This window comes from Actinoplanes couchii (assembly GCF_016862075.1).
Taxonomy (GTDB): domain Bacteria; phylum Actinomycetota; class Actinomycetes; order Mycobacteriales; family Micromonosporaceae; genus Actinoplanes; species Actinoplanes couchii.
Window position 1 is genome coordinate 1 of record NZ_BOMG01000128.1, and the last position, 13,681, is coordinate 13,681.

The 13,681-nt window shown below is 75.8% G+C and carries 2 protein-coding genes; both read left to right on the top strand.

Going from position 1 to position 13,681, the window contains the following annotated elements:
- Window positions 1-13: 13 nt before the first annotated feature.
- Window positions 14-12,397: a type I polyketide synthase gene (locus tag Aco03nite_RS49070; protein WP_203809494.1), complete on the top strand. Its 12,384-nt coding sequence runs from the start codon at window positions 14-16 to the stop codon at window positions 12,395-12,397.
- A 1-nt stretch (window position 12,398) separates the two neighbouring features.
- Entirely contained in the window at window positions 12,399-13,670 is a 1,272-nt protein-coding gene (locus Aco03nite_RS49075; RefSeq protein ID WP_203809496.1) for a lysine N(6)-hydroxylase/L-ornithine N(5)-oxygenase family protein, read from the top strand.
- The last annotated feature ends 11 nt before the right edge of the window (window positions 13,671-13,681 follow it).

Here is a 13,681-nt window from a genome sequence, read left to right on the forward strand (position 1 = left end):
CACCAACGCGCACGTGATCCTCGAACAGGCCACACCTGAGGAGCCGGTGCCGGCCGAGCGCCCGGCCGGCACCGTGCCGTGGGTGCTGTCCGCGCCGTCCGGGACCGCGCTGGCCGCGCAGGCGGAGCGCCTCCTGGCGTACGAGGGCGATCCGTTCGACACGGGCCGGTCGCTGGTCACCACCCGCGCCTCGTTCGGCACCCGGGCCGTCCTGCTGCCGGAGAGCGACGCGGACCGGCCGGCCCTGCTGCAGGCCCTCGCCGACACCGCGGAGACGCCGGGAATCGTCCGCGGCACCGCCGTCACCGGCCCCCGGGTGGCATTCGTCTTCCCCGGGCAGGGGTCGCAGTGGGTCGGCATGGCGCGCGAGCTGCTCGCCGCCGACGCCACCTTCGCCGAGCGGATGCGCGAGTGCGCGGCGGCGCTGAGCGACCACACCGACTGGTCGCTGCTCGACGTGCTCGACGACCCCGCGGCGCTGGCCCGGGTCGACGTGGTGCAGCCGGTCCTGTTCGCGGTCATGGTGTCGCTGGCCGGGACCTGGCGCACGTACGGCGTCGAGCCGGCCGCTGTGATCGGGCACAGCCAGGGCGAGATCGCCGCCGCTTGCGTCGCCGGCGGCCTGACCCTCGCCGACGCGGCCCGCGTGGTCGCCCTGCGCAGCCGGGCCCTGGTCGCGCTGGCGGGGCAGGGCGGCATGGCCGTCGTGCCGGCCCCGCCCGAGCAGGTTGCCGAGCGGATCCGGCCGTGGGGCGAGCGCCTCGCGATCGCCGCCGTCAACGGTCCCGCCTCGGTGGTCGTCTCGGGTGAGACCGCCGCGCTCGACGAGCTCGTGGCCGCCTGCGGCGACCTTCGCGTCCGGCGGGTGGACGTGGACTACGGATCGCACTCCGCGCAGGTCGAACAGATCGAGCGGCAGCTCGCCGAGGCCCTGGCCCCGATCCGCCCGCGCTCCTCGGCCACACCGTTCTACTCGGCGCTGACCGGCGAGCTGTTGGACACGGCGGCGCTCGACGCCGGCTACTGGTATCGCAACCTGCGGCACACCGTCCGGTTCGAGTCCGCCGTGCGCCTCGCGGCCGAGCACGGTCACACCGTCTTCCTCGAGGTGAGCCCGCACCCGGTGCTCGTGCCGGCGATGCGGGAGATCGCCGAGACCCTCGACTCCGACGTCGCCGTGCTCGGCACGCTGCGCCGCGACGAGGGCGGGCCGCGCCGCTGGCGCACGGCCCTGGCCGAGGCGTACGTGCGGGGCGTGGCCGTGGACTGGACGGTGCTCTACCCCGGTGGCCGGACGATCGATCTGCCCACCTACGCGTTCCAGCGCCGCCGATTCTGGCCGGACACGCTGCTCGCGGCCGCCGGGGACGTGACCGGGCTGGGACTCACCAGGGTCGAGCACCCGCTGCTGCGCACCGTGACCACGCCGGCCGGCACCGACACCCGCATGCTCAGCGGCTCGGTGTCGATGCGAGCGCACCCGTGGGTGGCCGACCACCGGGTGCTCGACTCGGCGGTGCTGCCCGGCAGCGCCTATGTGGACCTGGCGATCCGGGCCGGTGACGAGGTCTCCTGCCCGCGGATCGAGGAGCTCGTCCTGGAGACGCCCCTGGTCGTGCCGGCGCAGGGCGCGGTGCGGCTCCAGGTCACGGTGGGTACGCCGGACGAGGCGGGCCGCCGGAGCCTGGAGGTGCACGCGTGCCGCGACGGCGGCGACTGGGCCCGGCACGCCGCCGGGGTACTCGGCCCGGCCGTGGACCGGGTCGCCGAGGACCTCGCCGCCTGGCCGCCGCCGGGCGCCGCCGCGGTGCCGCTGGGCGACTTCTACGAGCGGGTGTCCGCGACCGGCGTCGACTACGGGCCGGTATTCCGCGGCCTGCGGGCGGCCTGGCGGGACGGTGACCGGGTCTACGCCGAGGTCGAGCTGCCCGAGGCGCAGCGCGGGGCGGCCGCCTCGTTCGGCCTGCATCCCGCGCTGCTGGACGCCGCGCTGCACGCCACCGGGCTCACTGCGGACCGGGACGGCGCCGCACACCTGCCCTTCACATGGTCGGACGTCGAATTGTCGGCGTCCGGCGCCACCGCGGCCCGGGTGCTCATCACGCCGGCGGGCCCGGGCGCGACGACGGTGCTGCTCGCCGACGGGACCGGTGCGCCGGTGGCGTACGTGGGCTCGCTGACCGCCCGGCCGGTCGCCGACGGTGGCATCGCCGGCACCGCGCCGCTCTACGGCCTGGACTGGGTGGAGGCCGCCGGGCAGGCCGAGTCGGGGCGCTGGGCCGAACTCGGCGACACCGGCCTCGCCGTCGGCGGCGACCGCTACGCCGACCTGGCCGGCGTGCTCGGGGCCGAGGTGCTACCGGACGTGGTGTTCGCCGCAGCCCCGGCCGCGTCCGGCGACGACGTTCCCGCCGCCGTCCACGAGAACACTCGCGCAGCGCTCACGCTGCTGCAGTCCTGGCTGGCCGAGCCGCGTCTCACCGGGGTCCGGCTGGTGCTGACCATCCGCGGCACGGTGGCCGGCGCGGCCGTACGGGGACTGGCCCGCTCGGCGCAGTCCGAGCACCCCGGCGCTCTCGTGCTGCTGGACGCCGGCGCCGGGACGGTACCCCATGCGGCCCTCGCCGTGGCCGCGGCCGGCGACGAGAACGAGATCGCCGTCCGTGACGGCCGGGTGTTCGCGGCCCGGCTGGCCCGGCTCTCCGCGTCGGCCGGGGAGCGGCCCGCACTCGGCTCCGGCACCGTCGTGGTCACCGGCGGCACCGGCGTGCTCGGCCGGCTCCTGGCCCGGCACCTGGTCACCGCGTACGGCGTCCGCCATCTGCTGCTGCTGAGCCGCGGTGGCGGGCCGGTCGAGGACCTCGGCGCCGACGTGACCGTCCGGGCCTGCGACGTCGCCGACCGGGACGCGCTGGCCGCCGCGCTGGCCGCGGTGCCCGCCGAGTATCCGGTGACCGCCGTCGTGCACGCGGCCGGTGTGCTGGATGACGGCCTGATCGGGTCGTTGACCCCGGACCGGCTCGACGCGGTGCTGCGGCCCAAGGTGGACGCTGCCTGGCACCTGCACGAGCTGACCCGCGACCTGAAGCTGACGGCGTTCGTGATGTTCTCCTCGGCGGCCGGCACGCTCGGCAGCGCCGGGCAGGGCAACTACGCGGCCGCCAACACGTTCCTCGACGCGCTGGCCGCCCACCGCCGGGAACTGGGGCTGCCGGGGCAGTCACTGGCCTGGGGGTTCTGGGCCGATCGCTCCGGGCTCACCGGCCGGCTCTCCGGCCGCGACCTCGACCGTCTGACCCGCACCGGGATCCGCCCGCTGCCGGCGGCCGAGGCCCTGGCCATGTTCGACGACGCGCTGACCCGGGACGTGCCGGTCGTGGTGCCGGTCGCCTTCACCGGCACCGGCGCGCGCGGGCGTCAGCGGCCGGTTCCGCCGCTACTGCGCGGCCTCGTTCACGGGCCCGCCCGGCGCACGGCCGGGCAGGCACAGGACGGTGACCTGTTCCGGCGCCGGTTGCTCGGGCTGCCGGAGCGCGAGCGCACCGAGTTGATGCTCGCGCTCGTCCGCGACCACGCCGGCGCGGTGCTCGGCCAGGCAGGCCCGCACGCCGTCGCGCCGGGCCGGCCGTTCCAGGAGCTAGGCTTCGACTCGCTCACGGCGGTCGAACTGCGCAACCGCCTCGCCGCGGCGACCGGCCGGCGCCTGCCCGCCACGCTGGTCTTCGACTTCCCCACCGCGGCCGAGGTCGCCGAGCACCTGGTCGCCGAGCTGACCGGGGGGCCGGTGCCTGCCGCCGCCGCACCGGCCACCATGGGCGCCACCGGCGATCCGGTCGCGATCGTCGCGATGAGCTGCCGCTATCCCGGTGGCGTGCGGACGCCGGAGGATCTCTGGCAGCTGCTCCTGGACGAGGCCGACGCGATCTCGGAGTTCCCGTCCGACCGCGGTTGGGATCTCGACCGGCTGTTCGACACGAGCCGTACGGTGCGGTCGTCCGCTCGCGAGGGCGGTTTCGTGCACGACATGGCCGACTTCGATCCGGAGGCGTTCGGCATCTCACCGCGCGAGGCGCTCGCGATGGACCCTCAGCAGCGGGTGCTGCTGGAGACGGCGTGGGAGGCGTTCGAGCGGGCCGGCATCGACGTCACCTCGCTGCGCGGCACACCGACCGGTGTCTTCGCCGGCGTGATGTACCACGACTACGCGTCCCGCCTGCACGACGTGGTGCCCGACGAGCTGGTCGGCTATCTGGGCAACGGCAGCGCGGGCAGCGTCGCGTCGGGCCGGGTGGCCTACACGTTCGGGTTGCAGGGCCCCGCGGTGACCGTCGACACGGCCTGCTCGTCGTCGCTGGTGGCGCTACACCTGGCCTGTCAGTCGCTGCGTCAGGGCGAGAGCTCCCTGGCCCTGGCCGGCGGTGTCACGCTGATGTCCAGTCCAGCGGTTTTCGTCGAGTTCAGCCGGCACGGCGGGCTGTCCAACGACGGCCGGTGCAAGTCGTTCGGTGCCGGCGCGGACGGGACCGGCTGGTCCGAGGGCGCCGGCATGGTGCTGCTCGAACGGCTCTCCGACGCCCGCCGCAACGGCCACCCGGTGCTGGCGGTGATCCGCGGCTCGGCGGTCAACCAGGACGGCGCTTCGAACGGCCTCACCGCGCCGAACGGGCCCGCGCAGCAACGGGTGATCCGGCAGGCCCTGGCAAGTGCGGGGATCTCGGCGGCCGAGGTGGACGTCGTGGAGGCACACGGCACCGGCACCCGGCTCGGCGACCCGATCGAGGCGCAGGCGCTGCTCGCCACCTACGGCCAGGACCGGGACGAGCCGCTGCTGCTCGGCTCGGTCAAGTCGAACCTCGGGCACACGCAGGCCGCCGCCGGCGTCGCCGGCGTGATCAAGACCGTGCTGGCCCTGCGCCACGGCGTGGTGCCGCGCACGCTGCACGCCGACGAGCCGTCGCCGCAGGTGCCCTGGGACAGCGGTGCGGTGCGGCTGGCCACCGCGCGCACCTCGTGGCCGGAGCACGGCCGGCCTCGCCGTGCCGGCGTCTCGGGGTTCGGCGTGAGCGGCACCAACGCGCACGTCATCATCGAGGCGGCCGAACCCGTCCCGGCGTACACCCCCGAGCCGGCGCCCGGGCCGCTGCTGCCGTGGCTGCTGTCCGCGCGGACGCGCCCGGCGCTGCGCGCGCTGGCCGGCCGGTTGAGCGGTCACCTCGGCCGGGACCCGAACGCCGTCGCCGCCACGCTTGCCATCTCCCGTGCGGGGCACGACCAGCGGGCCGCGATCGTGGCCGCGGACCCCGGCGCGCTGGCCGCCGGTCTCACCGCGCTGGCCGCCGGGTCGCCCGCGCCGGGGGTGATCGAGGGAGCGGTCACCACCGGTGGCTTGGCGTTCATGTTCTCCGGCCAGGGCGCGCAGTACGCCGGGATGGGACGCCGCCTGTACGAGACGTTCCCGGCCTACGCCGCCGCGTTCGACGCCGTGGCCGCCGCGTTCGGCGATCCGCTCGTACTCGACGGCACGGCCCTGGACGAGACCCGGCACACCCAGCCCGCGCTGTTCGCCGTCGAGGTCGCGCTGGCGGCGCTGCTGCGCGACTGGGGGATCCGGCCGGACCGGCTGATCGGGCACTCGATCGGCGAGATCGCGGCCGCGCACGTGGCCGGTGTCTTCTCCCTCGCCGACGCCTGCCGGCTGGTCGCGGCCCGCGGCCGGCTCATGCAGGCCCTGCCGGCCGGCGGCGCGATGGCCGCGATCCAGGCACCGGCCGCCGAGGTGGCCGCGACGCTCCCCGCGACGGTCGGCGTGGCCGCGGTCAACGGGCCGTCCTCCACCGTGATCTCGGGCGCGGGCGCGGCGGTCGAGCGGGTGACCCGGCTCTGGGCCGAGCGTGGCAGGCGGACCCGCCGGCTGCGGGTGAGCCACGCCTTCCACTCGCCGCTGATGTACCCGATGCTGGCCGACTACGAGCGGGTGGTGCGCGAGCTGCGCCCGGCCGCTCCGGTGCTGCCCGTGGTGTCCACGGTGACCGGTGAGCTGCTCACCGCCGAGCAGGCGACCTCGGCCGAGTACTGGGTGGACCAGGTCCGGGCCACCGTGCGGTTCGCCGACGGCGCCCGGGCGCTGGAGCGGCTCGGTACCGGCACGTTCCTCGAGGTGGGCCCCGGCGGCGGCCTGGCGCCCATGGTCACCGAGACGCTCGGCGGGGACGTCGCCTCGATCGCGACCCTGCGGCCCGACCGGGACGAGACGGTGGCGGTGCTGTCGGCCGCCGCCGGCCTCCATGTCCGCGGCGTCCCCCTGGACAGCGCCCGGCTCTTCGGTGCCGGGGGCCCGCGTGCCGATCTGCCCACCTATCCGTTCCAGCGCCGCCGCTTCTGGCTCGAACCGCACGCCGCCGCGGCGGCCGGAAGCACTGGTGGCCGCCGCTACCACGAGCGGTGGCGGAAACTGCCTGAGCCGGAGCCGCGCACGCTGGAGGGCACCTGGCTGCTCGTCGGGCCGGACGACGTGGGCATCGGCGCCGTGCTGACCGCGCACGGCGTGCGGGTCCGCACCGCCGCCACGGCCGCCGACCTGGCCGGCCACGGCGAGGTGACCGGCGTTCTCTCGCTGCTCGCCCTCGACGACCGGCCGTCGCCGGAGCACCCCGTGCTTCCGCTCGGCGTGCCCGCGACGCTCGCGCTGATCGAGCGGCTGGCCGAGGCCGGGGTCGGTGCCCCGGTGTGGAGCGTGACCCGCGCGGCGACGGACGCCGGCGGTGACACCGACGCGCCGGTGCAGCCCGCGCAGAGCCTGCTGTGGGGCCTCGGCCGGGTGATCGCGCTGGAGCATCCGGACCGGTGGGGCGGCCTCGTCGACCTCCCCGCCGACCCGGATGCCGCATCGCTGGCCTGCCTGCCCGGCGTGCTCGGCGGCCCGGAGGACCAGGTCGCCCTGCGGCCCGCCGCGGCGTACGCGCGCCGGCTGGTCCGGGCGCGGCCGCCGACGGGCCGGCCGGCGTGGACGCCGCGCGGCACCGTGCTGATCACCGGCGGCACCGGCGCGGTGGCCGGGCACATCGCGCGGCACCTGGCCGAGGCGGGCGCCGAGCACCTCGTCCTGCTGAGCCGCCGTGGTCCCGGCGCGCCCGGCGCGGACGAGCTCGCCGCGGGCCTGCGGCGCCGTGGCGCCGAGGTGACGCTGATCGCCGGTGACGTGGCCGACCGGGGCGTGCTCGAAGCCGTGCTGGCCGAGTACCCCCCGTCCGCGGTGGTCCACGCCGCCGGCGTGAGCACCGTCGCCCCGCTGGCCGGAACCGATCCGGCCGCCTTCGCCGCGATCGTGGAGGCCAAGGTGGCCGGCGCGGCCCACCTGGACGAGCTGCTGGCCGGCCGGCCGCTGGACGCGCTCGTCCTGTGTTCCTCGATCGCCGCCACCTGGGGTGCCGGGGGCCAGGGCGCGTACGCCTCGGCCAACGCCTTCCTGGACGGGCTGGCTCGCCGGCGGCGGGCGCTCGGCCGGGCCGCCACGTCGATCGCCTTCGGGGCGTGGGCCGGTGACGGCATGGCGGAGAAGGACGAACTGGTCCGTCGCGGGGTTCTTCCGATGGACCCGGAGCACGCGGTGGCCGCCCTCGTGCGGGCGGTCGGCGACGGCGACACCACGGTCACCGTGGCCGACATCGACTGGGCTCGGTTCGCTCCGCTCTTCTCCTCGGTTCGGCCGGCGCCGCTCTTCGGAGACCTGCCGGAGGCCCGGGACGCCGTGGCCGTGCCGACCGCCGCGGTCACACCGGCCGTGGCCCTCGACGGGCTGTCCGGGCCGCGCCGCCACCGGCGGGTGCTGGACCTGGTCCGGGCCCACGCGGCGGCCGTGCTCGGGCACACCGACCCGATCCCGGCCGACCGTGGGTTCCAGGACCTCGGCTTCGACTCGCTGATCGCCGTCGAGTTCCGTAACCGGCTCGCCACGGCCACCGGGCTGGCCCTGCCCACCACGCTCGCCTTCGACTACCCGGCGGCCGGTCTGCTCACCGACCATCTCCTCGCGCTGCTGACCGGGGAGGGCGAGGAGGCCGCCGAGGAGGTGGGGGAGCGCCCGGGCACCGACGAGCCGGTCGCCATCATCGGGATGGCGTGCCGCTTCCCCGGCGGCGTCCGGTCCCCCGACGACCTCTGGCGGCTGGTCCGCGACGGGACCGACGCGATCTCGGAGTTCCCGGGCGACCGGGGCTGGGACCTCGACGCGCTCTACGACGCGGACCCGGAGCGCCCCGGCACGTCGTACACCCGTGCGGGTGGCTTCCTCAGCGACGCGCCGGGCTTCGACGCCGGCTTCTTCCGGATCGGCCCGCGCGAGGCGCTGGCGATGGACCCCCAGCAGCGGCTGCTGCTGGAGACCGCCTGGGAGGCGGTGGAGCGGGCCGGCCTCGACCCGCACGGGCTGCGCGGCACCCGCACGGGAGTCTTCGTCGGCACCAACGGGCAGGACTACGCGTTCCTGGCGCACGCCTCTGGTGAGGACCTCGGCGGCTACGTCGGCACCGGCAACGGCGCGGCGGCGGTCTCCGGCCGCATCTCCTACACGTTCGGGCTGGAGGGCCCGGCGCTGACCGTCGACACGGCGTGCTCCTCGTCGCTGGTGGCGCTGCACCTGGCCGCCCAGTCGCTGCGCCGCGGCGAGAGCACTCTGGCGCTGGCCGGCGGCGCCGCGGTGATGGCCACCCCGGCGGCCTTCGTCGAGTTCAGCAGACAGCGGGCGCTGGCCCCCGACGGCCGCTGCAAGGCGTTCGCCGAGGAGGCGGACGGCACCGGCTGGGGCGAGGGCGTCGGCGTCCTGCTGCTCGAACGGCTGTCCGACGCCCGCCGCAACGGCCACCGGGTGCTCGCTGTGGTGCGCGGTTCGGCGGTCAACCAGGACGGCGCCAGCAGCGGGTTCTCCGCGCCGAACGGGCTGGCGCAGCAGCGGGTGATCCGAGGTGCACTCGCCGACGCCCGGCTCGAGGCGGCCGACGTGGACGCCGTCGAGGCGCACGGCACCGGCACCGCACTCGGCGATCCGATCGAGGCGCAGGCGCTGCTGGCCACCTACGGCCGGGACCGGGCACGCCCGCTGCTCCTGGGCTCGGTGAAGTCGAACATCGGCCACACCCAGGCGGCCGCCGGCGTGGCCGGTGTGATCAAGATGGTGCTGGCCATGCGGAACGGCACGCTGCCGAAGTCGCTGCACGCCGAGCGGCCGACCTCGCACGTGAACTGGTCCTCCGGTGCGGTCGAGCTGCTCGGCGAAGCCGTGGACTGGCCCGCGACCGGCCGCCCGCGCCGGGCCGGCGTCTCGGCCTTCGGCGTGACCGGCACGAACGCGCACGTCGTGCTCGAACTGCCCATCGAACCCGAGGAGGAGCAGCGGCCGGAGCCGCTTCCCGCCATCCCGTGGGTGGTCTCCGCCCGCGACGAGGCCGCCCTACGGGAACAGCTCGCACGGCTGGCGGAGGTGCGGGTGGACCCCGTCGACGTCGGCTACACGCTCGCCGCGAGCCGGGCCACGATGGAGCACCGCGCGGTCCTGATCGGCGCCGACCGCGGCGAGCTGCTGCGTGCGGCCGAGGCCGGCGCCGGCGTGACCGGCCGAGCCCGGCCCGCCCCCCGAGTCGTGTTCGTCTTCCCCGGGCAGGGCGCGCAATGGGCCGGCATGGCCACCGAGCTGCTGGCCACCTCGCCGGTCTTCGCCGCCCGGATGGCCGAGTGCGCCGCGGCGCTGCGCCCGTACACGGACTGGTCCCTGCACGACGCACTCGCCGACGACAGGGCCCTGGCCCGCGTCGACGTCGTGCAACCGGTGCTGTTCGCGGTGATGCTCTCGCTGGCCGAGGTGTGGCGCTCGTGGGGCGTCGAGCCGGACGCGGTGATCGGCCACTCGCAGGGCGAGATCGCCGCCGCCGTGATCGCCGGCGCGCTGTCGCTCGACGACGGCGCCCGCGTGGTGGCGCTGCGCAGCCGCGCCCTGGTCGCGCTGGCCGGCGGGGGCGGCATGGTGTCGGTGGCGGTCTCGGCCGAGCGGGCGCGGCAGCTGATCGGCGACGGCCTCTCGCTGGCCGCGGTCAACGGGCCCGCCTCGGTGGTCGTGTCGGGCACTTCGGCGGCTCTGGACGACCTCGTCGACCGGGCTACCGCGATGGGCGTCCGCACCCGCCGGATCGAGGTCGACTACGCCTCGCACTCCGCGCTCGTCGAGCCGATCCGGGCCGAGGTGCTCGACGCCCTGGCGCCGGTGCGGCCGCGCGCGGCCGAGGTGCCGTGCTATTCGACGGTGACCGGGGAGCCGGCCGACACGACGGAGTGGGACGCGGGCTACTGGTATCGCAATCTGCGTGGCACCGTGCGCTTCGAGGCCGCGGCGAAGGCGGCGGCCGGTGCCGGGCCGGTCTGCTTCGTCGAGGTCAGCCCGCACCCGGTGCTCGCGGCGGCGGTGCAGGAGCTCGACGGCGACGTGCTGGCCTGCGGCACGCTGCGCCGGGGTGAGGGCGGCATCCGCCGCCTGCTCGAATCGGCCGCCGAGGTATTCGCCTACGGTGTGCCGGTCACCTGGCCCCGCGTGTTCGACGGCACCGGGGCGCGCCCGGTGGAGTTGCCCACCTACCCGTTCCAGCACGAGCGCTACTGGCTCACGGTGGCTCCCGCGCGTACCGGCCTGCTCCAGGTCGACTGGCCGGCCCGGCCGGCCGCCCCCGCGGCGCCGGGACGCTGGGCCGCGCTCGGCGGCGACTGGGACGTGCCCACCTACCCGGACCTCGCCGCGCTCCGCGAGGCGGGGCCGGTTCCCGATGTTCTGCTGGCGCGCGCCGGGGACGTCCAGGAAGTGCTGGCGCTGATGCAGGGGTGGCTCGCCGACGAGGCCACGGCCGCCGCCACGCTGGCCGTCGTGACCTCGGGCGCGATCGCGACGGCGCCCCGCGAGGACGTGACCGACCTGGACGCCGCCGGGGTGTGGGGTCTGGTCCGCTCGGCGCAGTCCGAGGAGCCCGGCCGGATCGTGCTCCTCGACGCCGGGCCGGCCGTCCCGCTCCCCGTGCTGGCCGGCGCGCTGGCCACCGGCGAGCCGCAGATCGCCGTGCGCGGCCCGGAATTCCGCGTACCGCGCCTGGGGCCCGTCCCACCGGCGGCCACGGCCAAGCCGCCGTTCGACCCCGAAGGCACGGTCCTGGTCACCGGCGGCACCGGCGGCCTCGGCGTCCTGGTTGCGCGGCACCTGGCCGAGAAACACGGGGTGCGGCACCTGCTGCTGCTCAGCCGCCGCGGCGGCCCGGCGCCGGAGATCGGCGCGAACGTCACCGTGCGGGCCTGCGACGTGGCCGACCGCGCCCAGTTGGCCGCCGCCCTGGACGCGATCCCGCCCGAGCACCCGCTGACCGCGGTCGTTCACGCGGCGGGCATCCTCGACGACGCGCTGATCGGCTCACTGCGCCCGGACCAGCTGGACGCGGTGCTGCGGCCGAAGGTGGACGGCGCCCGGCATCTGCACGAGCTGACCCGCGACCGGGACCTCGCCGCCTTCGTGCTCTTCTCCGCGGCCGCCGGCGTGCTGGGCAACCCCGGCCAGGCGAACTACGCGGCCGCGAACACCTATCTGGACGCGCTGGCCGCGCACCGGCGGGCCGGCGGACTGCCCGCCGTGTCGATGGCATGGGGCCTCTGGGCCGACGCCACCACGATGACCGGTCACGTGGCCCGTGAGCTGTCCCGGCACGGCGGCGTGGTGCCGCTGAGCGCCGAGGCAGGCCTCGCGCTGTTCGACCGGGCGCTCTCGGCCGGCTCCGCCGCGGTGGTGCCGATGCCGCTCGACATGGCGGCGTTGCGGGCCCAGAACCGGGCCGGTCTGCTGCCGCCGATCCTGGCCGGCCTGCCCGGCGAGGATCGTGACCGGCCGGTGGAGGAGGCGCCGGCCGCGGATTCCGGCGTGTTCCTCGGCCGGCTGCGCGCCGCCGGGCCGGCCGAGCGCGAGGAGCTGGTGCTCGACCTGGTGCTCGGCGCCACCGCCACGCAGCTCGGCTACCCCGATCCCGGCCGGTTCGATCCGGCCCGCAGCTTCATCGAGCTGGGGCTGGACTCGCTCGGCTCGGTCCGGTTGCGCAACCAGCTGGCGGCCGGCTGCGGCGTGCGCCTCTCGGCCGGACTGATCTTCGAGCACCCGACGCCGGCCGCGCTCGCCGAGCACCTGCACGCCGCGCTGGTGCCGGCCGAGGCACCGGTGATCGCCGACGGCGACGTCCCGGCGGAAGTGGCGGCCGCGCTGATGGTGCTGGAGGAACTCACCAAGCTCGACGGCGCGGTCACCGCGCTGCCACCCGAGAACGCGGCCCGGACGCGGATCACCACGCTGCTGCGGACGCTGACCGACAAGTGGGGGAACGACTGACGTGACGGAAGACATTGTGGAGGTCGCCGGGATCGGCTTCGGGCCGTCCAACCTGGCGCTCGCGATCGCGCTGCGCGAATGCCGCCGGGCCGGGACGGAGGCGGTCTTCTTCGAGCGGCAGCCGTCGTTCGGGTGGCACCGCGGCATGCTGCTCGAAGACGCGACCATGCAGATCTCGTTCCTCAAGGACCTGGTGCTGCTGCGCAACCCGGTCAGTTCGTTCAGCTTCCTGGCCTACCTGCACGACCGCGGCCGGCTCGCCGACTTCATCAATCACCAGACGCTCGTGCCCTCCCGTGTGGAGTTCCACGACTACCTGCGGTGGGCGGCCGAGCGGGTCGCCGGCGTGGTCCGTTACGACAGCGAGGTGCTGGCGATCCGCCCGGTCTCCGGCGACGGCGTGGTGGACCTGCTGGAGCTGGTGGTGCGCGACGGCGCGCACCGCGAGCCGTATGTGTGCCGAGCACGCAACGTGGTGCTCGCGACCGGCCTGCAGCCCCGGTTGCCGGACGGCGTGCGGGCCTCCGGCCGGGTCTGGCACAGCGCGGACTACCTGCACCGGCTGGCCGGGCTGCCGCCGGAGGCGACCGGCAGCTTCACCGTGGTCGGGTCCGGGCAGAGCGCCGCGGAGATCACCAACGACCTGATGTCGCGCTTCCCGGAGGCGACCGTCCACGCCGTGTTCCCCCGGTACGGCTACAGCGTCGCCGACGACAGCCCGTTCACCAACCGGATCTTCGACGCCGCCGCGGTCGACGACTACTACCTGGCGGCTCCGCCGGTGCGCGAGTCGCTGATGACGTACCACGCCAACACCAACTACTCGGTCGTCGACCTCGACCTGATCCGTGAGCTCTACCGCCGTCAGTACCAGGAGCGCGTACGCGGGCGGGACCGGCTGCGGATCGTCAACGTCTCGCGGGTGCGGCGGGTCCGCGAGATCGGCGGCGCGGTCTCGGTCGACGTCGAGTATCTGCCCACCGGGGAGCACACCGACCTGCGCAGCGACGTCGTCGTCTTCGCCACCGGGTATCGCCCGCTGGACCCGCGGCCGTTGCTCGGCGAACTCATGGAGTTCGTCGAGCTGGACGACGACGGCATGGTCCAGGTCGGCCGCGACTACCGCCTGCGCACCTCGGACAAGCTCGCCTGCGGCATCTATCTGCAGGGCGGCACGGAACACACGCACGGCATCTCGTCGAGCCTGCTGTCGACCACCGCGCAGCGGGCCGGTCACATCGTCGAGTCCCTGACCGGCACCACCCCTCAGTGATCACACCGATC